The following is a 24,442-nucleotide window of genomic DNA, read 5'->3' as shown; positions in this document are numbered from 1 at the left end:
ACCTCCCTCATCAAGTTGGTTCAATCAGTGCAATTTGCTCCACTTCTGTTTCCGGCGACAGTTCACTAATGGAGAGCACCGGCACGTCCAATTGATATCTTTCCAAAACTCGCACAAAGCCAAATCGAAAATCTTTTCGCCTTGTTAAAATGACAGGTTCACGCCCAGTAAGTTGCGCCTTATTCACGGTATCTCTTACTTTTTGAATGATTGGCAGTTCCTTGTCGAGCGCCCAGTTAAGCGCGTAGCCATAATACGGCGTGTTGACAATTTCTGTGTCCATTTCAATCGAATCTTGTAAAAGTAGCGCATAAATTTTGCCGTCTTGGTTTTTCGCTTGCTCACAAATGACTTTCGAAATCCGCTCCCTGACAAATGCCGTAATCCCATCAAGATCATTTGGATAAATCGTTTGTCCGTCAATAATCCCTTCGACAATCGTTGGCAAATCGCGAACCGAAATCCCTTCTTTCAAAAGCTGTTTAAGTACCCCTTGAATCAGCGAATAATCAATTTCTTTTTTCTTAATTTCATCAATCAAAATTTGGTTTTCATCAGCAAGTCCGTCAATTAAATCTTTAATTTGTTGGCGCATCAGAAGCTCATGCAAGTTCTTCCGGAGTACGACATCCAAATGCGTAATTAAAATACTAAGCGGCTCAAGCACCTGATAGTTTTTCATTTGCGCATCTTCTAGCTCGCCCGGCAAAATCCAGTAACCATCTTCCCCGAAAATCGGATCCTTGGTCGGCTCCGCATCAAGATCCATCATCACACCTGGCGTTTTCAGTGCCAGTAAATGCCCCGCTTTCAAAACTCCACTCGCAACAGCCACACCTTTGACCTTAATCTCATATTTCCCACGTGGCTGAAAACTCGTATTATCTTTAAAATTAATCCCCGGGACCCCAATACCTAAATCTTGTAAAATCGATTTTCGCATTAAGACGACTTTATCTTTTGCTGTTTCTCCGTTCATTTTTTGTTTCACGAGGGCCGCAATGTTTAAGCCAAGTTCAACCACTACAGGGAATTTTTCTCGTGCTGCGCCAAATGCTTGATTGTGCTCCGCCTCAGCCGAATTCGTTTCTGACTGAATCAATTCCATTTCTTTTTCCAGTTCCAACTGCTCTTTTTTCTTTAAATTAAATTGCGTACGATAGCCGATAATACCAAGCACGACGCCAATCCCAACAAATGGAATCGTTGGTAGCGGGCTAAATACGCCCATTAAGATAAACATGGCAGCGAGCGTATAAACGACCACCGAGTTTTGCATTAATTCTTTGAAAATCCCGACTGCAACGTTATCATCTGATCCGTCAAATACCCGAGTAACAATAACCCCAGCAGACATCGCCATTAAAAGGGAACCAATTTGGCTCACGATGCCGTCCCCAATTGTTAACTCTGTATATTTCACCGCAGCTTCCCCGAACGAAAGCCCCCCTTGGACCATCCCGACAATTAACCCGAATACAATATTGACAACTGCAAGCAAAACGGTAAAAAGAACGTCCCCTTTTACAAATTTTCCAGCTCCGTCCATCGCTCCGTAGAATTCGGTTTCCATATTCAAGTAAGCGCGTTTTTCTTTCGCTTCCGGCTCTGTAATCAAACGTTGATTCAAATCCGCATCAATCGCCATTTGTTTACCCGGCAAAGCATCCAGCGTAAATCTTGCTGCTACCTCCGCTGTCCGCGAAGAACCATTTGCCACAATAAACTGAAAGACGATTAAAATAATGAAAATAACAATCCCAACAACAAAATTACTACCAATAACAAAATTCCCAAATTGTTTAATTACTTGTCCTGGATCTCCAGTAGTTAAAATCGCCCGCGTCGTCGAAATATTTATCGAAACCCGAAATATCCCCATCAAAAGTAGTAAAGACGGAAATGACTTTAATTCATTCCAATCTTTAATTGATGTGGCACGCATGTAAACTAACACTGAGAACGCCAAGATCGTCACAAGCACTAAATCCAACACAAATGGAGGTAATGGCACAATAAGTGCAATAACAAACGAGACCGCAATCAAGATAGCAAAATATTTTTTTATAGCACCTAAATTCCCCATTTTGAAACCTGCCTTTTCTAAGATTAGAAAGGTCGCTCATATGTTGTTAGAACTTGATTTTGTCTGCGTCCATCAATTCTTTCATCACTTCAATAACATCTTTATATAAATCTTCTTGTATGTATTCATCTGGATTCGTCGTATAGTAAATACTTCGTGCCAGTTGTCTATTCGTAATCATTGGCACCCCGTCCGTATCCGCCACCTGACGAATAAAGAGTGCCAGCTCATCTTCCCCTTTAACGAGCAATTTCGGTGCATGATCTTTTGTTTTGTCATATCGCATCACAACCGAGATATGGGTCGGATTATTAACGACAAAAGTCGCGTCCGCCATTTTTTTCGTAATCGAACCTTGGAGAAGTCCCCGCGCAATGCTTCTTTGACGCTGTTTCACTTCCGGGCGACCTTCTGAATCTTTCATTTCGTCCTTAATTTCCTGCTTCGACATCCGCAAGCCTTTTTTATAGTCATAACGCTGATAAAAGAAGTCTAGTAGCCCTATTACTGCGATTACAAGGAAGAGCGCCAAAAATTCATTTTTGAATAAGGCGAAAATTTGTCCGAGTGAGTAAAGCCAATTTTGCCCAGTGTAACTAATGAGCGTGTCCAGATGATCCCGAAAGCCAATATACGCCACGTATGAAAGCAACGTAATTAAAAGTAGCGCTTTCACCACCTCGACAATTCCCTTCACACTGAACACTCGCTTAAAGTAGTTCGCTGGATTTAGTCGTTTGAACTGAGGTTTCACTGCTTTCGCGGAAAATAAGATCCCGACTTGCACGCCGTAGTTCATCAATCCAAAAATCACAACCATCACCATAATCGGCATCAACACTTTGCCAAACTCCATCAAGTAAAACAAACTGTAACTTTCCATGTTCGCAAGCTTCGGTGGCTGTTTCAAAAGAGCAACAAATGCTTGAATCGTGTTTTTAATAAACATTTCTCCAAAAAAATAAAGAAGCCCAGCTACAATTAGCAGTGAAAAAGCATTATTTAGTTCTTTACTTTTCGCCACATTACCTTCATTTCGAGCTTTCTTAATGCGGCGCGGCGTTGCTTTTTCCGTTTTATTATCCTTCGCCAAGCCTCTTTCTCCTCCCTATTTTTTCAGTAAATAATCAAAAAATGACACATATTGTTGAATCATCTCATCTGTCAAATTTTTAAAAACTGTACTCAAGATAGGAACCGCACACGCAAGTATGAAAATCCCAAACGTAATTTTTATAATAAACGCATTCATAAAAATATTAATTTGCGGAGCGCTCTTAGAGATAAAAGCAAGGATGATATTAACGATAAAAATACTACCCATAATCGGGAGCGCAATTGACACCGCGGAAGCAAGTGCAAAACCAAGCGTCCCAAGCAGCAAATCAATAAACCCTTTTTCAAATAAAATCGAAACCGAAGCCGTAAATTCAAACGATTTCATTAAGTAATAAATTAAGTAATCCATTCCTTGTAGCGACAAGAATATCACTACAAAAAAGGTATCTAAAATCGCAGCCGTAATCGAGTTTTGCGTCCCGTACGAAGGATCAATCAAGTTCACCTGCGAAAACCCTAAATCATAATCAATCATAAAACCAGCCATTTTCGGGATTACCGCGATAATCTCTACTAATTTTGCTAGTGCTAGTCCAAATACCACCTCAGACGTGACCCGGAGCAGCAAATCAGGTAATGTCGTGATTCCAGAAACATCGACCCCAGTTGCAACGGGAATAGATATCGCCATCCCAAACACCACTTTGACACTATTTGGAATGTTACGCCCTTTTAGAAGCGGGAAGAAGAATAAAAAACTCGCAACTCGGCTGAAAACAATCACTACCGCAAGAAAAAATTCAAACTCCATGTTTACACCCTAATCATCAGGGGTAATTTGGAAAAGATTCCTACAAATAAATCCGTCATGTGTTCAAACATCCACGGTCCAAGAATAAAGAGCGCCACTACAAAAGCAATAATCTTCGGTAAAAACGTCAGCGATTGGTCTTGAATTTGCATCATTGCCATCAAAATCGCCACCACAATCACTACCACGATACAAATAAGCGACACCGGCAAAATAAGCGCCAGCCCACTATAGAAAAAATCTTGAAAAATTTGCGTAATCGGCGTTAAATTCATTTTGCTACTCCCTTAAAAGTGAATTGTTTGAAAAATCATGTTGGTAATCAGTCCGTACCCACCAATGAAGATAAAAACAAGAATCTTAAATGGTAAGCTAATGGTCATCGGCGGCACCATCATCATCCCAAGATACATCAGTAACGTACTAACAATTAAATCTATAAAAATAAATGCTAAGTATATAAACATCCCAGTTAAAAAGCCTTGGGTAATCTGTGTCAAGATAAAAGCAGGCATCAAAGCCATGAGCGGAGCATCCTCTTTTTTGGTAACTGGGTCTTCTCCTTCTGCTTTCAACATCATGTTAATATCATGCTTATATGTATTTTCCGCAACATATTTTGTCAGAAGCGGCTGTGTTTCGTCCCAAACTTTTGATGCGCTCCAATCTTCTTTTTGCGAAGGTTTATACACATCGTCATACCAAGCAGTAATAAGTGGCTGCATCATAAACAAAGATAAAAACAGCGCCAGTCCAACAAGCACTTGGTTGGGCGGCAAGTTCGTTGCACCAAGTCCCTGCCTCGTTAAACCGAGAACAATAATACAGTAAGTAAAGTGTGTGAACATTAATACAATGGATGCAGACAAAGAAAGAACCGTGACCATTACAAACAGCGCCACACTAGAATTAACCCCGTCCGTCCCATTCACACCAAGTGAGTCTAGCCAACTTTCGGCATGCACATTCACACCTGGCCAAAAGAAAACCAAAGAAATCGCAAAAATAACAACAAAAGAAACTTGAAATACTCGTCTAGAAGCTATTTTACGCATTTTCCTTCGTCTCCTCTTTCAAAAGTAATTCTCGGAAAAGTGCTTCATTTTGGTTACTATTTCCTTTTAACGACACCGTTCGAATATCATTATTGGAAATAATCGCCAGTACCTTTTCCCCGTCTGCCTCCAGAAGAACTGCACGTAACTGATGAGAGATTAAAAGAGTGTCTTTCAACTTTATAAGGTCATTTTCGCTTTTTCTCGTGCGATTCGCTTGCTTGTTTTTCTTAACTAAAAAATAAGAAATTCCCGCAAGAACTGCTAAAAGTACAATAATTTTTAAAAGTGACAAAAAATATTCCATTCAAATAAGGTAAATTCACCTTTCACTCCCTTCATCAGATTACAAAAATAAATCATTTTTTCAAAATATATATCAATAAAGTGTTTTTTGTAACTGCAATATAAAATTTTACACCAAATCCAGAAAAAATCTATACTTTTTTTAAAAAATGAAATTGTGCATAAAAATAAAAAAACAGCCAGTGTAACAGCTGTATCAAAGGAAAACTTCTTATTATTCGATTTATATTTTTCTATTTAACTCAAAAAAAGGTTCTTCATACCCAATCCTTTTGACCTACTTGCCTTCCCTTTACACAACTAACATATATTGTTATTATAAAAATAAACAGAAAATCAATAATACTATAGGATAGAGAGGTATGTGATTGTATGCCTAAATCAGAAATAAGAAAATTACTTCAAGAAATCAAAAAACAAGTAGATAATCCGGGGAATTCATCTACTACTGAAATTAAAAAAATGGCTTCAGAAGCTGGCATTGACGAACAAACTGCCGAAGAAATCTACCATTTACTCACTGAATTTTATCAAGCCGTTGAAGAACACGGTGGAATCGAAAAATATATGCATTCCAACATTAGTTGGTTAAAAATCGAATTAGAACTACTTTCCGCATGTTACCAAATTGCTATTTTAGAAGATATGAAAGTCCTTGATATCTCTGAAATGCTCAGTCTAAACGATTTGCGGATCTTTCCAAAGACACCAAGTCAACTACAAAACACTTACTACAAACTAAAAAAAGAGCTTATCCAAGTAGAAGATATTCCTAAAAACAAACCAGGCAGAAAAAGAAAAACACAAAAAAATACGAAAAAAGAAAAAACCAACATTTTCGGCAAAGTCGTACCAGCTGAATTCAAAGCACCAACATCCATCAAAGAACAAATCAGTTACGACAAATCACGCGAAAAAAACTTGGTAGATTTACTGTCCGGCGTTAAAAGCAATGTCCAACTTTTAAGCGAAAACCAAGGGGAAGAAAATAACGTATATGACTTACTCAAAAGCATTTACTCACTGTCCTCCCTTGCCGTCCAAAAAGAAGAACTCGACAAAAAATACCAAGACTTACAAACAAAATACCAAGAACTGGAACAGGAAAATTCCTACTTAAAACAACAAAACGAAACGATGACAGACTCGTTCCATACGCTCGTGTTACAAGTAGCTGATTTCGCTTATGCTAGTGACTTAGACCAAATCCAAGCACTCCCACTGTTCAGTCAGCAACTCGTAGTAACACTAAACCAACTTGGTGTATTCAAAGAAAATTATAAACAAATGTAATTTAGAAGGAGTGGCACGATGTATATCGAAATTTATACCGTAAACGGGGAATCTATTCGCCTTGACGACGACGCAAAAATCAACAACATCAGCATCCACGAATTATCTAAAGCAGATTTGAAAAACCTTTTTAACGAAAAATGTATCGAGTTAACAAAATACGACTTAACATATTTTATTAATACCAACCAAGTAAATTGGTTTCTTGTAAGCGAAGGAATCCATTAAAAAAACGAGCTAGGAGATAATCCTAGCTCGTTTTTCTTTTAAACCTCTGATTTTTGATAGACATCTCCATATTTATTTGGTCCATCACTTTCAAAACACATAAATATTATAATAATAATGGATCCAACGACTGGAATTAAAGCAAGGAAAGCAAGATAACCACTTCTCCCAGTGTCGTGTAATCGTCTTACAATAAGGCTAGTTAGTGGGACTATAGTGCCCAACCAATACAACCACCGTAGACCAATAAGAAAGAACGAAACTACGATTCCAGCATAGCCAACCCCATCTATCATTGATGAAGCGCTAAAAATAGCTGCCATAACACGAAGAGGTACAATAATCATCATGTTCCAAACCACTACATACCAATATGCAGAACCTGGTGCACGACCACTAAAATTCACATAATTTTTCCAAAATGACGTATAAGCTTCTAAAAACCCCATATTTCCTCCTGCGTAAGTAAAATTCTAAGATAGATTATCACATAAAAACAAGCTACGGATTACCACCATAGCTCGTATTTTTTATTAAATATCGTCCGAAGACTCGCCGTATTGATTCGCGGCATCACTAGCAAAACACATAAATATTAAAATAAGAAGGCTTCCAACTCCGGGTACAAAATATAAAAGCGCCATAAAACCGCTTTTCCCTGAATCATGAAAACGTCTAACAGTAATACTAATGGCTGGAATAAGTATTGCTAAAAGATAGGCCCACAAAGCAATTATAAATACAATCGCTAGTCCACCAGATACTCTTGTTGCTCCTGTACCACCAGTCATAAATAAAGAAAAACCTGAAACAGCCAAACAAATATAAAGTGCTACTAAAATAATACCGTTTCCTAACATTGCATACCAATATGCTGAACGCGATGAGCGACCATTAAAATTGATATAATTTTTCCAAAATGATTTATAAGCTTCTAAAAATCCCATATTTCCTCCTGTTGTAATTAAATTTTGTTATAGCTTTAAGGATATACGCCACTTGCATATTACACAAGGTTAAAATTGAAAGATTCATAAAATAGACACATTTCAACTCACAAACAAAATCAGGACTAATGACGCAGGTCTTAAAACTCATTAATAGTAGAAAATTCATTTCTTAAAAACCCGCGAAAAAACGCTTTTTCATGGTAAAGCTTCTCGTAATTCCTAAAAATTAATTAAAAAAATAGATACAATGGAATCTTTGAAAGTAATCAGTAGTATGTAAAAATGAACGCCGTTTTTATAAGGAAGGCTTTGATTGCATGATTTATACTACATTACAATTAAAACGCCTCTATTTGTGGTAAATTCTGAAAGTGGATGCTTTCCCAAACATCCATATCTTTGTTCACTTAGAAAATCCCCAGTGGCATTTATAAATATCAGTAAATGCCGAACACCTCGAACTTTCCCTTGTTCGAGGTGTTTTTATTACGATCCTTTACTAAGTTGTTTGTCTTTTCTTCTTTTGTATAAAAAAGGCTCACTAACAAAAGCACTGTTTTATTTCAAAATATTTTAAGTATTCACTTGCTATAATAAACCCATTTATTTCCTCAACTGTGTACCTCTAACCTCTGTAACATCGCATGTTCCCAGTATGTTAAAATTACTCAAACTTAAATCACCTCTTTAAACTTAAATAAAAATCAATTATGCAAAAAATACATATAAATATCAAAAAATAAATAGGAATAATAAATACAAACATGCCCTCATTAAAATTAATTATGTTTTGGTTTCCCCATGCTAGAAACATAAACAAAGTGTCTAATAAGGCTAAAATAGCAATTATTATTTTACGAAGCTGTATACGATTTATGAAATACGCGTAAGTAAGTAGACACAAACATAAACCAATAATTATATAGCCCGGTAATTGATTATCATCTAGTTTAATGCCAATCCCCCTACCTGTAGCGAAAATAAATGACAACAACCAGAGAATATTAAAACAAGATAAAATAACTAGGGTAGTATAATATCTTTTATTCATATTTTTCTTTCCTCCATTTCTCAGTAATATCCCTGGAAAAGTAAAAGTGGAACAAAGATAGAAAATGCTAAAACGATATAAAACCACCACTTACTAAATAGTTTTAAAAAATCTCCCCCTCGAATAAGTGCTACTAATCCACCAATCAAGAGGAGTGGAAAAGCTAAATACATAATAAAAAACATATTTTGTGACAGTACTCCACCGATTGCAGCACCGAGCATTAAAACACCTCCAAGTAGATGGTGCTTACGAACAAACAAAGAACCTACTACTCCAGAAATGGAAAATATGCTCGTTAATAAAATGGATAACAACCAATAACTAAAATCTATATCACCTATATCTGGTATCGTAAACCCCAACATGGTAGTTGCCGCTAAAACTCCAAATATCCCCCCACATAGGCCTAAACAAAACTCTACAGTTCTTCCTATATTTTTGTTCATTTTTATCACTCTTTCCAATTATTTACCTATGATATTTAATAGGTTCCAACTTTATAAGGTTTAAAATTATTCGTAAAAAGATTAGGTAAAGCGTTTGGAAGAATACTTGTTAAAGCCGCAGAAAATCCTTGTATTACATTTGCAGATCCACTTCCAAAGTAAAAGGATTGGAATACCATTTTCGAGCAGTAATTAGGATCCGTTGTGAGTGTTCCAGAAGTAAGCCTATAAGTAATATGGCGATTTTTAGTATAACTATGTGTACTACTTCAAAATTTGGCGTCTGCATAGTCTGCACACTGCTTAGCCATCGCTTGGTTTGGCATTCGCCATAATTGAATCCATTTTGCAATGTGTGGGGCAGAAGAAGCACCTTGTTCATTGGATGTACCAAAAATCCAGTTTTGTTTAGTGAATTGGTGGTTATTATTTGAAATCCCACCTATGAACCAACTTGCGAAATTTTGACTCCCAGACATTTCTAAAATATAATTATCAGTTGTTGCAATTGCTGCATGCCCAGCTCCACCGCCAACTATTAGTATGTCTCCTTTTTGGATTGCTGCTTTCAACCTGTTTCCGTTAGAAGTAGTACTTCGTTGTTCTATTTTCAACTCAGAATTCGCATGCCCCTCTCCATCAGGAAAAGCACCATAATTATAACTTTCAGAAAACCATTCGTCATAAGAATCACTTGTATTAAATTCATCTTTCAGTGCTGAATAGGTAACCTGGTTTGTTTCATAATTTTCTTTAAACGCATCATAAGGATATTGTTTACTCGCTATCTTTCCTTCTGCTATCCCTTTTTGGTATAAATAGGCAATCTTTTGATTAGATCTTCCGCAAGTACAGTACTACTTAAACATTGGCTAAGAAAACAAACACATAAAAAAACAAATAACCATTTCTTCATCTTTTCCCCTCGCTCTCTAGTTTATTTTGCTTTTACTTGTAGAATAAAACCTACTTATTTCGTAATAAATTATGCACAAAAGCATAGTAACATGGTATTTATGATTGGTTATTATTTAGTGTTATAAATGATACACTGCAAGAAATACAGAAATACATTTTATGTCTAGTACAATTTGGAATAAAACGTATTTATTATTGATTCCATTATGGTTCATTTAGTGTGTGATTTATACTACATTGCAGCCCATTAGATTCAAGCAATGATATATTTTTAAAGTGGTGATTTCCCAAACACCCATATGTTTTGTTTACTTGAATTCCCAGTGGCATTTACAAATATTAGTAAATGCAAAAACACCTCGAACTTTCCCTTGTCCGAGGTGTTTTTATTACTAGTTCTTATTAATTTGTTAGCAATTCTTAAAGCTTAAGTGTTCCATGTATTTTTGGTAAATAGTATTTAGATTAATATTCCGTTTTTCTATTCGTGTTCAATGTACTCTTAGTTCTTTATTCCACTCAATTCTGAGAAGATTTTATCTACTACACTTTTCTGCCCCTCAACATAGCAAATATATTTCCAAAAAAAATACTCCTAGTGGCTGCTAACAACCGCTAAAAGTATAAAAGGGAGTTTAAGGTAAGTAAAGACAACCCACTACAAAAAAGGGAGAAAAAGTAATGGCATTGTCATTGCTTATGGTTATATAATACCCGTCTCACATAATCCAAACCCTGATTTAGTATTAAAATTAGATGACGAATTTAACTAAAATGCAACAGAAATCACCCCATTTCATTAAACGATTCCAACAAAAAAAGCGCACCCGGAAAATAATACGCTTTCCAAGTGCGCTTTTTCAGCTTTCTATTCTTTATGGTTTTTATACCATTCTTCTGCTTTTGAAGTAGCAATCGGGATGGCGCGGCTTTCTGAGTAGCCTTCTTTTAGTAACGCGTTGCCGATTTCAATTGCCTTCTCGCGTTCGGTCTTTCTTAGATTTTTCCACGAATCCGGATAATCTTTTTCGTTCCAAGGCATATCTTTCCACCTCGCTTTTTAGTTAATTGGTGCTCCGCCGGTGATTCCGTATACTTGACCAGTTGTGTAACTTGCTTCATCAGATGCTAGTAAAACATAAGCACTTGCGAGTTCTGCCGGTTGCCCTGCTCGTCCAAGTGGTTGGTTCTGACCGAATTCCGGAATGCTTTCTTGTGGCTGTCCACCAGAGATTTGAAGCGCTGTCCAAATGGGTCCTGGTGCAACCGCATTAATTCGAATTCCTTTTTCTCCTAGTTGCGCAGCTAAACTTTTCGTTAATGAAATCAAACTGCTTTTTGTCATTGCATAATCAACTAAGTGCGCGCTTGGTTTAACACCTTGAATAGACGACGTTAAAATGATGCTCGCGCCTGCTTTTAAGTAATTGAGTGCCTCTTGAATCGCAAAAACAACAGAGAATACATTCACTTCAAATGTATCGCGTAATTGTTCGGCTGGGAGTTTTTGGATATCGAATTGGTATTGTTGTAATCCCGCATTGAGTACAAGTATATCTAATCCACCTAATTCGTTATATGCTTTTTTGACGACTTCTTTTGCAAAACCTTCTTTTCGCAGATCGCCTGGAAGCAGTATACATTTTCGCCCAGCTTCTTCCACAATTTTTTTCACTTCTTGCGCATCGACCTCTTCATCTGGATGATAATTAATCGCCACATCGGCGCCTTCTCTAGCATATGCAATCACGGCAGCTCGACCAATCCCAGAATCACCGCCTGTAACAAAAGCTTTTTTTCCGGTTAATTTATTCGCGCCTTGATAGCTTGACTCACCTGTATCTGGAACAGGCGTCATTTTACTTTGCAAGCCAGGATAATCCTGCCGTTGCTTTTCAAATTTTCCTGTATGGTATTTGTTTAATGGATTTTCTTTATTCATTATAAAACCTCCTATATTTTTGCGACGTAACCCATGACTAAGTAGGCTACGAAAATAATCAAAATGGCCAATATAAGTATCCACCAAATATTAGCGCCAAGTTTTCGCTTCACTTTTTTATTTCCCATTTTCATTCCCCCATTACTTTATGTCTTCCCTCCAGTTTTACGCTAAAACGTTTAACATCAAATTGAAAAAGAATTGTAGTAAACATGAAAAAAAGAGAACGGAAATCCGCTCTCTTTTTGAAAAAATCGCTATTAACTTCGAAGTCCTCGCCCTTTACTAATTAAATACCAACAAATCGAGTAAAGAACGGCACTAAATACAACAAGAATGGATAGAGAAATTGCTACTGGTACATCTGTAACACCTAGGAAACCGTAGCGGAATCCGGAAATCATATAGACAATCGGGTTCACTTTAGAAATCGCTTGCCAGATTGGCGGTAACATCGAAATCGCGTAAAATACGCCACCTAGATACGTTAACGGTTGCAAGACAAAAGTTGGGACAATGGATACATCGTCAAATGATCTAGCGAAAATCCCGTTAATAAGTCCCGCGAGTGAAAATAAAATCGCCGTCATTAAGAAGGTAATAATACCAATCGTCCACGAATGAATGTGAATTGGCACAAACACCATCGAAATAAGCGTGACAAGTGCTCCAACTAAAACACTTCTACCAATCCCACCAATCAAAAAGCCCCAAATAATAATATGCGTTGGCACCGGCGCAACAAGAATTTCTTCAATGTTTTTCTGAAACTTTTGCGAGAAAAAGGAAGACGATACATTGGCGTAAGAACTAGTAATGACGGACATCATAATCAGCCCCGGCACAATGTACTCCATATAAGAAAAGCCATTCATTTCCCCAATGCGGCTACCAATCATTTTCCCGAAAATAATAAAGTAAAGCGAAGTCGTGATAACTGGCGGCACGAGTGTTTGTACCCAAATTCGCATATAGCGATTCGTTTCTTTCGCCGCTAGACTTTTTAAAGCTGTATAATATAGATTAAACATGTTTCTCCCCCACTTGATGTTTTTCTTCTGTAATTTTCAAAAACAGTTCTTCGAGACGATTAGATTTATTACGCATCGAAAGCACTTTAATACCGTGTTCGCTTAATTGCTCAAAGATATGGTTAACTCCCTGATTACGTTCCACTTCCACAGACAAAGTTTGCTTATCTTCAAACACATGATTATAGCCCGTAATTTCGAAAGCTTCTTCATACGGTTCTAAATCAAAAATAAACGTTTCAAATTGCAATTTAGAAAGTAGTGATTTCATGCTGGTATTCTCAATTAACTCCCCAGATTGAATAATACCGATATTACGACAGAGCATCTCTGCTTCTTCTAAATAATGCGTTGTCAAAATAATCGTCGTACCACTTTCGTTCAACTCTCTTAAAAACGTCCACATCTCACGTCTAAGTTCAATGTCGACACCCGCAGTCGGTTCATCCAAAATAAGTAGCTTCGGTTCATGCATGAGAGCACGCGCAATCATCAAGCGGCGTTTCATCCCGCCCGAGAGCATCCGCGCACGTTCATTCCGCTTCTCCCACAAATTCGATTGTTTTAAATATTTTTCGCTACGTTTGATGGCTTCCTTACGAGAAACACCGTAATAGCCAGCTTGGTTAACAACGATTTGCTGAACCGTTTCGAACGGATTAAAGTTAAACTCTTGCGGAACTAGTCCGATTTGCTGTTTAGCTCGGACAATATCTGTATCGAGATCATAGCCAAATACGCTTACTTGACCAGATGTTTTATTGACTAGTGAAGTAATAATACCAATCGTCGTTGATTTCCCGGCACCATTAGGACCAAGCAGTGCATAAAAATCTCCTTCTTCTACCGTTAAATCCACACCGCGCAACGCTTCGACCCCAGTGGAATAAATTTTTCTTAACCCTTTTATTTCAAGTGCATAAGTCATGTAATTGCTGTCTCCTTATAAATTATGATTCCTTTATTTTAGCACTTATTCGCCAATAAGAAAAAACAATCGTCTTTTCACTGAAATGAACGCGAAAAGACGATTATTTTGATTTAATATCTACTCATCGTTCTTCTTGATACTCCTAAAATTAGCAAGAACCAACCAACGACAAAGCAAACACCACCGATAGGCGTAATCGCACCTAAAATGGATACTTTAGAAATACTTAACACATACAAACTACCGGAGAAAAAGACAATTCCAGTTGCAAATAAAATGGCTGCCCATGTGTAAAGCCGACTAGCTTGTTTTTCCATCAATAGCCCTACAACTAAAATGCCTCCTGCGTGAAACATTTGGTACTGAACACCGGTTTCCCAAGTACTCGCATAACTTCCAAGTACGTCTTTTAAAGCATGTGCCCCAAAAGCCCCTAGTAAAACTGCCAGCCCTGCAAAAATGGCTCCAGTAATAATTGTTTTTTTCATAGTTACCCCCTAAAAATCAAGCAACGAGTCTCCATTCGCGCCGTCTTCTAACTCTATTTTTTTGCCATCCATACTTGCAATTTGCGCTGGTTCTGCTGGCTGAATAGCAATCGGTTCTACAGCTGCAGTTGTCTCATCGCCTGTTTTTGCAAGCTGAACAAGCAGCATCAAACCATGCAAATGTTTATCCTGGCTCGCTTTTGTGGTTGCTGCTTTTGCTTTCGCTAATTCGTTTTCCATTTGTTCAAAAATCTTTGAATCTGCAATAATCATTTTTCCTCAACCTCAATTGTTTTAATAACGCGTGCTGGGTTGCCGGCAACGACGACATTATCGGGGAAGTTTTTCGTTACAACTGCGCCTGAAGCAACTACGACATTATTTCCAAGTTTCACGCCCGGATTAATAATTGCCCGACCACCAATCCAAACATTATCGCCAATTTCAACTGGTTTACCAAGCTCTAGCCCGCTATTACGTTCCACCGGATCAAGCGGATGCGTTGCCGTATAAATATGAACACCCGGCGCCATCATACAGTTGTCGCCAATATGTACTTCGCAAACATCTAAAATAACACAATCAAAATTAGCATAAAAATTTTCGCCTACATAAATATTAGAACCGTAATCAACACGAAAATCAGGTTCCACATATACATTCTCTTTTGTTCCGCCGAATAGGCGCTTCAGCACGCTTGCACGGGACTCTGAATCCATTGTATCGTTAATCTCTCTGCAGAACTTACGTGCACGATTTCTTCCGTGTGCAAGCTCTCTGTCGCTAGGATCATACATTTCTCCTGCAATCATCTTTTCTAGTTCTGTTTTCATCCTGACACATCCTATCCACGTTTTATTCTTATTCATTATAACCAAATGAATCACAGAAATATAGTAAAGTAATCGCTCCACCTAAAAAACTACGCGCAGCTACCTTTTGTGCATTTTTCTTAAAAAAATGATATTCTAGTGAAGTAGGTAAAATTGGGGAGGAATTTAATATTATGATTAAAGTTATTGCTTCAGACATGGATGGCACACTACTTAACTCTGATATCGAGATTGCACAAGAAAACGTCGAGGCAATCGAAAAAGCCCGCGCCAAAGGAATTCATTTCGTTCTTTGCACCGGACGTATGTATGACGATGCAATGGGGTTAATTAATAAAGCTAATTTATATGCACCAGCTATTTGTATGAATGGTGCAGAAATTCGTGACGAACACGGCAAAATCATTTTGCAACATCCGATCGATAGAAACCTAGCAAGAAACACTTACAACACGCTAACTGAATTAGGTATGTATACCGAATTTTTCACTGACATGGGCCCAATCACAACAGACAAAGCTCGTGGCAAAGAATTTATGATTGAAATGCACAAACGCATCCACCCAGACGTTTCCGCAGAAACCATTATGGATAAAGTAGAAGAACGTTTTGAATCCAAGGACGTTCACGAAATTCCAGATGTAGAGCGTATTTTAGGCAATAAAGATTTAACCATTCTAAAATTCATTTCCTTCTCTTCTGATAAAGACATTCTTGCAAAAGCCAAACAAAAACTAGAAAAAGATTCCGAACTATCCGTTACATCTTCTTTCTCTGATAATATTGAAATCACTCACCGCGAAGCACAAAAAGGTATTTCTTTACAATATTACGTAGAAAAATTAGGCGTAACACTTGATGAAACTTTTGCAATTGGAGATAATATGAATGATATTTCGATGTTAAAAATGGCTGGTTACAGTGTAGCTATGGGTAACGGCGAAGAAGAAGTCAAAGACCTTGCAGAACACGTAACTCTTTCGAATGATGAGCACGGCGTTGCAGCAGCCATCTATAAAATGTTAGAAACAAATGACTAAAGTTTATTTATAGGAGGAAACACGAATGACAATCAAAAAAACATTAACTATTGCAGGTTCTGATTCAAGTGGTGGTGCTGGTTTACAAGCAGACTTAAAAACGTTTGAAGAATATGGCACATACGGTTTTAGCGCAATCACAACCATCGTAACAATGGATCCAGACAACAACTGGGCACATGGCGTTACTCCAATTGATGCGCAACTTGTTCGCGAACAACTGAAAACAATCCTTTCTGGCGGCCCTGTTGACGCAATGAAAACTGGAATGCTAGGTTCGATTGATATCATTAAAGCTACACGTGAAGCCATCGACAAATATGATTTAAAAAATGTCGTAATCGACCCAGTTATGGTTTGTAAAGGCGAAGACGAATTAATCCAACCAGAAAACGCTGAAGCTATCCGCGACCTACTGCTTCCAAAAGCAACAATCACAACACCAAACCTATTCGAAGCAGGTCAATTATCTGGTCTTGGCAAATTAACTACATTAGATGATATGAAAAAAGCAGCGAAAAAAATCATCGAATTAGGTGCTAAATACGTAGTTATCAAAGGCGGAAAAGCCCTAGAAAGCGACAAAGCAATCGACCTACTTTATGATGGCGAAGAATTTACTATCTATGAAGTAGAAAAAATCTCTCCAAGCCACAATCACGGTGCTGGTTGTACTTTCGCAGCAGCAATCACAGCTGGACTTGCAAAAGGTTTAACGGTCGAAGAAGCAGTCGCAAAAGCAAAAGACTTTGTCACAGCAGCTATCAAAGGTGGATTTGCACTAAACGAATTCATCGGTCCTGTTTGGCATGGCGCTTATAATAAAGCAGAAAATAGATAATACGAAAACCGCCCAGTGTTTGGGCGGTTTTTTTAAATTATCAAGCTGAGTAAGCATACATAATACCATATAATACGCTCAATATTTTTAAAGTATCTGTATTTTTCATTCCTTCTAAGTCACTTATTTTTTCTGCACCTTCCATATATGCAATCACTATATCAGATTTAACAAACCCCTGTTTATCAAGATAAATAAGAATTTTTTGTATTATTTTTCCTAGTTCATTTAAATCAGCATTTTCCCATCGGGTATAGCCGATTCTATCACGTTTAAAATATACTTCAGGTATGTTTTTGGGAGACTCGGTTTGAAAAGTTTCGTATAAATGAAAAAGTAATTTTTCTGCTTCGTTATATTTTCTCGTCTTAACTAATTCAATAACATCTTGTATTTTTTCTATATGAGCATCCATAAAATTTCCTTTCTACTATTTTTTTATACTAAGTTTACCTATTGCAGAATCACTTTGCAAGAAAGTCTTTGCTTGTCTATTCTATTTGTTGCAAGTTTCACATATTCTATGCTAGATTAAATGTGCAAAGCTTAATAAAATTTTAATAGGAGATGGATTTTAGTGAAAGTAAGCAAATCATTTGAAGCGTTCGCGAAAGAAGCTCCCGAAGTACACTCTGCCTGGATGGAAACCGTACATAAACTAGATGCCGCAAGTAAACTTGATAAAAAAACAGAAGAACTAGCATACATTGCTGTCATGGCCGCCACTCGCCTAGACAGCGGACTCCCTTTCCATGTGAAAATGGCAAAGACAAACGGTGCGACGCGTGAAGAGATTATTAGCGCCATTCTCGTTGGTCTACCAGCTGTAGGAAATACTGTTATAAGGCCCTACCTGTTGCTTTAGAAGCATATGATGAAGTTTAATAAATAACTCCCAAAAAAACTTAAGTAAATTCACTTAAGTTTTTTTGTCCTTGCTATTTCTTTCTACATAAGAACCATGCTCCCAAACAAAGAACCCCACCTAAGATAGCTTTCGATTGTGTATCCCCTGTTCTCGGAAGTTGCGTTTTTTTCTTGCTAACAGTATTCTCTTTGGTTTTTTGCTTAGTAGGCTTAGTAGGTGTCCCAGCTGGATTTTCTTCTATAACAATTGGTGCTTTTTGGGCTTCTACAATATGTACAATAAACGTTACTGGATCAGCTGGAATGCCATCTTCATTTATCGCATTTAGTGTCACAGTATAGTTCCCCGGCGTTTGCCATTTCACTTTATCTGGAGCATCGGAAGTAATAGCTGAGTTATCATTAGTCTTTGCGCGGACTTCTTTTAATAGCTCTGTTTCATTTTTTATTATCGTGGAATCATAGGTTATTTCAGGATCTACCGTGATTATTGGTGCTGGACTTTTTAAAATGCGGACGATAAATGTTTTCGCTTCCGCTGCTACGCCGTCTTCATTTATCGCGTTTAACGTAACTTCATAATCGCCTGGCACGCCCCATTTTACTTTGTCATTCATATCAGAAACAAGCGGTGAACCATCATTTGTTTGCGCATTTACTTCTTGAAGGAGTTCAGCTTCCGTTTTAGTTATTGTTTTCGGATAGGTTATTTCAGGATCTACCGTGATTATTGGTGCTGGGCTTTTTAAAATGCGGACGATAAATGTTTTCGCTTCCGCTGCCACGCCGTCTTCATTTACCGCGTTCAAAGTAACCTCGTAATCGCCTGGCACGCCCCATTTTACTTTGTCATTCATATCAGAAACAAGCGGTGAACCATCATTTGTTTGCGCATTTACTTCTTGAAGGAGTTCAGCTTCCGTTTTAGTTATTGTTTTCGGATAGGTTATTTCAGGATCTACCGTGATTATTGGTGCTGGGCTTTTTAAAATGCGGACGATAAATGTTTTCGCTTCCGCTGCCACGCCGTCTTCATTTACCGCGTTCAAAGTAACCTCGTAATCGCCTGGCACGCCCCATTTTACTTTGTCGTTAATGTTAGAAGTTATCGTCGAACCGTCATTTGTTCGCGCATTTACTTCATTTAGTAATGTGCTCTCCTCTTTTGTCACTGTTTTATCGTAGGTTATTTCTGGGTCTACCGTTATGACTGGTGCGGGATTTTTGGAAATCTTAATCGTTACAGGAACAGGATCCGCTGCTTGATTATCCTCATTCACCGCGGTTATAAGAACAGGGTAGTCTCCTGGCACGCCCCATTTCACATTCGTTAAATCGCAGTCTATATCAGCTGGAATATCTGTTTTTGCTTCCACATCTTCCAAAAACTCTTCCATGGTCCTATTCACTGTTTTACTATATTCGATTTCAGGAAGTGCGCTAATGACCGGTTTTTGGAGAGCTTTTATTTTGTATAAAACATCATTCTGATAACCACGCTTTATTTGAATACTTAAATTATCCGCTGTTTCAGATAGTTTATTAGGAGAAGTTACCTCTAATAATTTATATTTATTAGTATCCAAAAGGGTATCATAGGCGTGTTTATCCACGTTTTGGACGGAATTGTGTAAAAAAGGTTCCGCTATTTCAAATTTACCATCTTGATTGACTTTCCCTGGTGTTGTTACAGTACTATAATTATCAAAAGTAACTGGATTGCCTAACTCATCCTCAAAGCGCGTCGTTACTTTCCCAAAAAAGGTAGCTGTCATTTGCGTAACAGCATTATTCACTGGATAGAATTCCAGCGACTTTGTAGCTGATGATACGGAAGAAAGACTAACTAAGTACGGATCTGTTGTTCCAGGTTTCCCGTCCACATTCGTATCAATATCAAAACTAACACGAGTTTTAGTAGAAATCCCTTTGAACGGAATAGTACAATTCATTTGGAAAATAGGACCTCCTACAAATGGAGTTCCAACATCGTATGTAATCGTTCCGTAATCCACCCCGGCTACACCAACTCTATAAATCGCCTTCGCTTCATCCCAAACTTCAATTTTGATATTTTGCACATTTCCAAGTGGAATTCGTTTTTCAAAAAGCGGATACGATACTAAAATTTCTGTTTCGTAATTCACTTTGCTACTTGGCTTTTCATATACTAAAATCGCATGGTATAAATCGCCACTTATTTTAGAAAAATCGCTAATTCCAACTGGCGGCCAGTCATCTGCCATATTTACGTTCCATTCCACACTGCTCGTCCCAATGTTTTTAAAGTTTTTTGCAGCGCCACTATAGGAAAGATTAATAACGTTTTTATCGCCATGCGCTGGCATCACCTGTATTTTAAAACTCGCATCAAAGCTGTTTATGAAAAAAGACTCTGAATCTTCTGTAAAAAGAAAGTGCAATGTTGGTGAGCCATTAATTTTTTCTACAGTAACCTTACCAACTACTTGTTCATTAGTTACCGCTGTTGGGTCAATATCCACTTTCAAATCATAGGCTTTCTCTGTATAGAGTAAGGCATCAGATGATAAAGTAATATTAAAATAGTCCCCTTTTTGGAAAGAATTCCCTCCAAAAGCTACTTCTAAAAAATAATTGAGCTTTTCATTATAGTTTTCCTTCGCCGTTACATTTTGTCCATTTGAATTATAAAAACTGACAGATTTAATAAGATCATCTCGCTTATTATTACCGTCTGCTTTTGCGGACCAATCTACTGGCACTAAAATTATCGAACAAATTACACTAAGTGCGATAACAATATGTAAAATTTTCTTCAATTACATCTCCTCCTTTGTAGTATGGTTTGACCTGTCCCAAGCCCTCCGGTGTTTCTTGCGTATCTCTGTACCTAACTAAAAACCATTATATCTACTTAGAACTTCCAATTAGTCCATTAATATAAGCGATTACAGACAAAATGTGACTAAAAATTGTCAAAAAGCATTTAATAGAAAATATTTCTTACTAAAAAAATAAAAAAACAACCGTTCTCTTAATTTTAGATAGAGAACGGTTGTTTTCTTTACTATGATATAAATAATTTCACTTTGAACATAGTATTCAATTTTTAATTGGTGGGTTTTCAAAGACATTAATCGCTTCTGTTAAGATAGATAATTCTTCTTCTAATAGGGCCCGTTGTTTTTTTAGTTCCTGCGCTTGCAAGATATTTAAGATTTCGTTCGATTCAATATTGTCATCATTATTAAATTTTTTTATCCATTTTCCAAAAGTTGAATTAGGGACACTAAATTCCTGACAGATACTATGCTTCGTTTTCCCTCTGCGATATAAAGCAACCAAACTTTTTTTGAAATTCTCGTCATATTTTGCTTTAGCCATAAAACTTCCTTCTTTCTATTGTTAAATATCATAAAAAAAGATGCAAATATATCTGTTATTTCATTTCTAATATATCAAGTTTTCCTAACATTTTTTCATAAAGTCCTAAAAATAGGACTTCTTCCGCCAAATTTTCTATGCTACGATTTAAAAGTAAAATGGCTGTTAAACTCCTTGCAACACCTCTTAGATGCAGCCCACATCTAAATTATGAAACAAAAGGAGTAACTTGAATGGTCGGGTATGGAAAAACAGTGAGAGATATTCGCACTTCTAAAGGAATACATCAAAAAGATTTATACGATAATATCATTTCCAAATCCTTCGCTATCGAATTTGAAAAAGGAAAGCACGACATCACACTAACCTTATTTGAAAAAATTTTAAAACGGATGAATATGGACTTGGACGAGTTCTTTTATATCCATAGAGAATTGTCAGTATCAGCTGAGAAAAATTATTTATGCATGAATCAAGAACACGGAAATATATATGATCTTGCGAGTTTGGAACTATTATATAGCGAGCTTTCTAAACATAATGGCGAATTAGTGGAGGTCTGGAAAGCATTTGTTCGTTCGCGAATTAAATTGGTCGAACATCTCTTTAAATATCATGAATTTACAGTAGACGTCATTACATCTAAAGACAAATGCACGATTCAAAAGTATTTATTTTCGATTGATACGTGGACACTTGAAGAACTTAAGATTTGCGCTAACTCCATCTATTTTTTTGAAGAAGATTTACAAATTCAATTTTTAAACCAGGTCATTAAGGCCATTCACTCTTATAAAAACTACGACCGTGCCAGACGTGTTTTATGCACCCTTTTAATTAATACGATTGAAATGTTTATTTCGCGCGGTCAACTATCCTCTGCTAATAAACTCATCATTCTGTTAGATTCTTTATGCCTTTATAACGAAAGCGCCTTTTACCGGAATATCTCTCATTTTTTAAAAGGGTTAGTAAAAATGCAAAATAATCATATCCAAGAAGGTTATAAGCAAGCAAAAAAAGCCATTCAAATTATGAATGACCTCCGTTTTGAAGAAATTGCTTATTTATATGAAATTTTGTTGGATCAGTTTATCAGGATAAAAGGTATAAATATTGTTAAGAGCTAGCTTTCTAGCAGCCAAGCTTCATTCATACTTTTGTCTTTCCCAAAATGTTTTCCGTGAACATCAATGACTGAGTGCCATTCTTTACATAATTTATGTGGAATATTTTCTATTATTGGCATAAATTCATCGCGCATTTGTGCATAAGTTGTATATTCACCAAAACCAAACCTAGTAAATAGTCGTCTGGCATATAAGTCAGCAATAAACACATTCCGTTCAAAAATATACAGCAACATTGCATCCGCCGTTTCTTCCCCGACGCCCTTTATGCCTAACAACTCTTTTCGTAAAGCTTCCGTTGAATACGTCTGAAACTTATCTAAACTAGCACCGTGGCCATAGAACCACTCAGCAAGTGCTTTAATATAGATACTTTTTTGTTTATAAAAACCCGCTGGATAGATTAATTCTTCCAATTTCGCTTTATCCATTTCAAGTAAGCAATCTAAATCTAAATATGGTGCAAGGTTCGCTAATGCTTGTTTGGCATTTTTCTCTGTCGTGCGTTGGATTAATATCATCGAAAGCCAATCAGCCAGACGATTATCCGCTTCCCACCAATCTTGATAACCATAATGCTTCACTAAATTATTTAAAACTAACACTTTTTGTTCATTTACATTCACCTTGCATCACCTCGAAAAGGAATCAAAAACAGTTATTCTCCTTAACCAATCATCCGAAAATCATTTCGATTCCCAGTCATATCAACCATCAATTCAAATAGCATTTTGCTATTATCTGGCTTATTCTGAACGATTACTTGCATAAAATAATCATGCACCATAAACGTATAGCCATGCTCTTTCGACGTAATCGCGTAGCCTTCTAAATCATTTTCTGAGACAAACAGCCAGCGCCACTCATACTTTTCACGCACTGCCTCTCCGTACAATGAGCCTAAAATATAGCCCAATTCTTCTGCCAAATCAGGGTCTGGCGAGGTATTTTTTAAGTACTCAGTAATTTTCTCGATGCGCTCTTCTGGAGTTCCGTCCGTTTGGAGCATTACTTCGCCTTCTTCTTTTAAACGGATAATTTCAGCTTCTTCCGCTTTCGTTAGTTCTCGTGCAATAATCGACATTAGAAACACCCTTTCCCCAACCATTATACCTTAAAAGCTCAATCTTTCGCATCCGATATGTTCGTCATGTATAATGAAAGAAGTACAGCAATTTTTATATTTAGGGGGCTATTTTTTTCATGGAACAAAATAAAGAAAAACTCACAAAACCGACATCAGATAAAAACTATTTTTGGCCGATAATGATTATTTCATTTGTCGCGGTTGTGGTGATTTTGCTACTATTCTTCTCACCAATTGGGTATCAAGGAGCAGTGCATTTCGACATCACTATTTTCCCGCGTATGAACGCCATCTTTAATAGTTTTACCTTTGTATTTTTAGTTATTGCACTTTGGGCGATTATAAAAAAGAAAAACATTAAAATGCACCGTGGCTTCATTTTAGCAGCATTTACATCTACATTATTCTTCTTAGTAACTTACTTAACATTCCATTATCTTTCAGCAGAAACTTCTACATTTGGCGGCACTGGAATTATCCGACCAATCTACTTCTTCATTTTAATTACACATAGTTTCTTAGCAGCAATCGTTGTTCCACTAGCGCTATTTGCACTTGTTTGGGGCTGGACCATGCAAATTGAGAAACACAAAAAAATCGTTCGCTGGACCATGCCAATTTGGCTATATGTCAGCTTAACTGGCGTACTAGTATACTTATTTATGGCACCGTATTATTAA

General features: G+C 37.1%; 28 protein-coding genes and 1 pseudogene. 7 read left to right on the top strand and 22 right to left on the bottom strand.

Annotated features, from left to right (window positions below; genetic code table 11):
• Positions 1-10: 10 nt before the first annotated feature.
• The 6 genes from AB2Q86_RS03615 to AB2Q86_RS03590 are packed head-to-tail and all read right to left on the bottom strand — an operon-like array spanning position 11 to position 5,318.
• Positions 11-2,086, bottom strand: a complete 2,076-nt coding sequence (locus AB2Q86_RS03615; RefSeq protein ID WP_003735866.1) for a flagellar biosynthesis protein FlhA — start codon at positions 2,084-2,086, stop codon at positions 11-13.
• Between the two features lie 46 nt (positions 2,087-2,132).
• Positions 2,133-3,179, bottom strand: a complete 1,047-nt coding sequence (flhB, locus tag AB2Q86_RS03610; RefSeq protein WP_003721799.1) for a flagellar type III secretion system protein FlhB — start codon at positions 3,177-3,179, stop codon at positions 2,133-2,135.
• A gap of 15 nt (positions 3,180-3,194) precedes the next feature.
• Positions 3,195-3,956 (bottom strand): flagellar biosynthetic protein FliR, encoded by a 762-nt coding sequence (locus AB2Q86_RS03605; RefSeq protein ID WP_003724417.1) that lies wholly within the window; start codon positions 3,954-3,956, stop codon positions 3,195-3,197.
• 2 nt (positions 3,957-3,958) lie between these two features.
• A complete protein-coding gene (locus AB2Q86_RS03600; protein WP_003718817.1) occupies positions 3,959-4,231 on the bottom strand; it encodes a flagellar biosynthetic protein FliQ in 273 nt (90 codons plus the stop codon).
• Positions 4,232-4,243: 12 nt separating this feature from the next.
• On the bottom strand, positions 4,244-5,011 hold the full coding sequence (locus AB2Q86_RS03595; protein WP_012581783.1) for a flagellar type III secretion system pore protein FliP: 768 nt from the start codon (positions 5,009-5,011) through the stop codon (positions 4,244-4,246).
• Positions 5,004-5,318 (bottom strand): hypothetical protein, encoded by a 315-nt coding sequence (locus tag AB2Q86_RS03590; RefSeq protein ID WP_012581784.1) that lies wholly within the window; start codon positions 5,316-5,318, stop codon positions 5,004-5,006. Before AB2Q86_RS03590 ends, AB2Q86_RS03595 begins: the two co-directional genes overlap by 8 nt.
• Before the next feature lie 371 nt (positions 5,319-5,689).
• Between AB2Q86_RS03590 and mogR the strand changes: the two genes are divergently transcribed.
• On the top strand, positions 5,690-6,610 hold the full coding sequence (gene mogR / locus AB2Q86_RS03585; protein WP_014598967.1) for a motility genes transcriptional repressor MogR: 921 nt from the start codon (positions 5,690-5,692) through the stop codon (positions 6,608-6,610).
• Positions 6,611-6,628: 18 nt separating this feature from the next.
• Complete coding sequence (locus AB2Q86_RS03580) at positions 6,629-6,838, top strand: lmo0673 family protein (RefSeq protein ID WP_003721793.1); 210 nt, start codon at positions 6,629-6,631, stop codon at positions 6,836-6,838.
• Positions 6,839-6,876: 38 nt separating this feature from the next.
• On the opposite strand, the gene AB2Q86_RS03575 is transcribed toward AB2Q86_RS03580, so the two are convergent.
• The 11 genes from AB2Q86_RS03575 to AB2Q86_RS03525 form a co-directional block, all read right to left on the bottom strand.
• Positions 6,877-7,287, bottom strand: coding sequence for a DUF805 domain-containing protein (locus AB2Q86_RS03575; protein WP_012581786.1), 411 nt, complete (start codon positions 7,285-7,287; stop codon positions 6,877-6,879).
• A gap of 84 nt (positions 7,288-7,371) precedes the next feature.
• Entirely contained in the window at positions 7,372-7,785 is a 414-nt protein-coding gene (locus AB2Q86_RS03570) for a DUF805 domain-containing protein (RefSeq protein WP_003729396.1), read from the bottom strand.
• 1,074 nt (positions 7,786-8,859) lie between these two features.
• A complete protein-coding gene (locus AB2Q86_RS03565; RefSeq protein ID WP_041176485.1) occupies positions 8,860-9,288 on the bottom strand; it encodes a hypothetical protein in 429 nt (142 codons plus the stop codon).
• A gap of 269 nt (positions 9,289-9,557) precedes the next feature.
• A complete protein-coding gene (locus AB2Q86_RS03560) occupies positions 9,558-9,902 on the bottom strand; it encodes a hypothetical protein (RefSeq protein ID WP_014589018.1) in 345 nt (114 codons plus the stop codon).
• 1,172 nt (positions 9,903-11,074) lie between these two features.
• Complete coding sequence (locus AB2Q86_RS03555; protein ID WP_003729390.1) at positions 11,075-11,248, bottom strand: hypothetical protein; 174 nt, start codon at positions 11,246-11,248, stop codon at positions 11,075-11,077.
• An 18-nt stretch (positions 11,249-11,266) separates the two neighbouring features.
• Positions 11,267-12,151, bottom strand: coding sequence for an SDR family oxidoreductase (locus AB2Q86_RS03550; RefSeq protein ID WP_077904941.1), 885 nt, complete (start codon positions 12,149-12,151; stop codon positions 11,267-11,269).
• Between the two features lie 257 nt (positions 12,152-12,408).
• Positions 12,409-13,179 carry an ABC transporter permease gene (locus AB2Q86_RS03545; protein ID WP_003727213.1) on the bottom strand — a complete coding sequence of 257 codons (771 nt, stop codon included), beginning with the start codon at positions 13,177-13,179 and terminating at the stop codon, positions 12,409-12,411.
• Positions 13,172-14,107, bottom strand: coding sequence for an ABC transporter ATP-binding protein (locus AB2Q86_RS03540; RefSeq protein ID WP_003724409.1), 936 nt, complete (start codon positions 14,105-14,107; stop codon positions 13,172-13,174). The genes AB2Q86_RS03545 and AB2Q86_RS03540 overlap by 8 nt, the downstream gene beginning before the upstream one ends.
• Before the next feature lie 113 nt (positions 14,108-14,220).
• Positions 14,221-14,598, bottom strand: coding sequence for a DUF423 domain-containing protein (locus tag AB2Q86_RS03535; protein WP_009924834.1), 378 nt, complete (start codon positions 14,596-14,598; stop codon positions 14,221-14,223).
• A gap of 9 nt (positions 14,599-14,607) precedes the next feature.
• Positions 14,608-14,871, bottom strand: a complete 264-nt coding sequence (locus tag AB2Q86_RS03530) for a DUF5327 family protein (RefSeq protein WP_003729387.1) — start codon at positions 14,869-14,871, stop codon at positions 14,608-14,610.
• A complete protein-coding gene (locus AB2Q86_RS03525) occupies positions 14,868-15,431 on the bottom strand; it encodes a maltose acetyltransferase domain-containing protein (protein ID WP_012581791.1) in 564 nt (187 codons plus the stop codon). The genes AB2Q86_RS03530 and AB2Q86_RS03525 overlap by 4 nt, the downstream gene beginning before the upstream one ends.
• 173 nt (positions 15,432-15,604) lie before the next feature.
• Here AB2Q86_RS03525 and AB2Q86_RS03520 point away from each other — a divergent pair, with 173 nt between their 5' ends.
• Positions 15,605-16,471 (top strand): Cof-type HAD-IIB family hydrolase, encoded by an 867-nt coding sequence (locus tag AB2Q86_RS03520; protein ID WP_012581792.1) that lies wholly within the window; start codon positions 15,605-15,607, stop codon positions 16,469-16,471.
• 25 nt (positions 16,472-16,496) lie between these two features.
• Positions 16,497-17,312, top strand: coding sequence for a pyridoxine/pyridoxal/pyridoxamine kinase (pdxK, locus tag AB2Q86_RS03515; protein WP_012581793.1), 816 nt, complete (start codon positions 16,497-16,499; stop codon positions 17,310-17,312).
• A 40-nt stretch (positions 17,313-17,352) separates the two neighbouring features.
• Here the strand turns inward: pdxK and AB2Q86_RS03510 are convergent, their stop codons facing one another.
• Positions 17,353-17,727 carry a hypothetical protein gene (locus AB2Q86_RS03510; RefSeq protein ID WP_012581794.1) on the bottom strand — a complete coding sequence of 125 codons (375 nt, stop codon included), beginning with the start codon at positions 17,725-17,727 and terminating at the stop codon, positions 17,353-17,355.
• Positions 17,728-17,889: 162 nt separating this feature from the next.
• Here AB2Q86_RS03510 and AB2Q86_RS03505 point away from each other — a divergent pair.
• Positions 17,890-18,197, top strand: a pseudogene (locus AB2Q86_RS03505) (carboxymuconolactone decarboxylase family protein).
• Between the two features lie 53 nt (positions 18,198-18,250).
• Here the strand turns inward: AB2Q86_RS03505 and AB2Q86_RS03500 are convergent.
• Together AB2Q86_RS03500 and AB2Q86_RS03495 are read right to left on the bottom strand one after the other, a co-directional pair.
• The gene (locus AB2Q86_RS03500; protein ID WP_014589017.1) at positions 18,251-20,980 is read right to left on the bottom strand and encodes a LapB repeat-containing protein; all 2,730 of its coding nucleotides are present in this window, start codon (positions 20,978-20,980) and stop codon (positions 18,251-18,253) included.
• Between the two features lie 283 nt (positions 20,981-21,263).
• The gene (locus tag AB2Q86_RS03495) at positions 21,264-21,545 is read right to left on the bottom strand and encodes a helix-turn-helix domain-containing protein (protein ID WP_003724400.1); all 282 of its coding nucleotides are present in this window, start codon (positions 21,543-21,545) and stop codon (positions 21,264-21,266) included.
• A 233-nt stretch (positions 21,546-21,778) separates the two neighbouring features.
• Between AB2Q86_RS03495 and AB2Q86_RS03490 the strand changes: the two genes are divergently transcribed.
• A complete protein-coding gene (locus AB2Q86_RS03490; RefSeq protein WP_012581797.1) occupies positions 21,779-22,675 on the top strand; it encodes an Rgg/GadR/MutR family transcriptional regulator in 897 nt (298 codons plus the stop codon).
• On the opposite strand, the gene AB2Q86_RS03485 is transcribed toward AB2Q86_RS03490, so the two are convergent.
• Both AB2Q86_RS03485 and AB2Q86_RS03480 read right to left on the bottom strand, forming a co-directional pair.
• Positions 22,672-23,301, bottom strand: coding sequence for an endonuclease III domain-containing protein (locus AB2Q86_RS03485; RefSeq protein ID WP_012581798.1), 630 nt, complete (start codon positions 23,299-23,301; stop codon positions 22,672-22,674). The genes AB2Q86_RS03490 and AB2Q86_RS03485 overlap by 4 nt on opposite strands.
• Before the next feature lie 41 nt (positions 23,302-23,342).
• Positions 23,343-23,759, bottom strand: a complete 417-nt coding sequence (locus AB2Q86_RS03480; protein WP_003729378.1) for a hypothetical protein — start codon at positions 23,757-23,759, stop codon at positions 23,343-23,345.
• Positions 23,760-23,878: 119 nt separating this feature from the next.
• Here AB2Q86_RS03480 and AB2Q86_RS03475 point away from each other — a divergent pair, with 119 nt between their 5' ends.
• Complete coding sequence (locus AB2Q86_RS03475) at positions 23,879-24,442, top strand: DUF420 domain-containing protein (RefSeq protein ID WP_003729377.1); 564 nt, start codon at positions 23,879-23,881, stop codon at positions 24,440-24,442.

Source organism: Listeria monocytogenes (assembly GCF_041765605.1).
Classification (GTDB): Bacteria; Bacillota; Bacilli; order Lactobacillales; family Listeriaceae; genus Listeria; species Listeria monocytogenes_D.
This window is presented reverse-complemented; position numbering and strand designations above follow the sequence as displayed.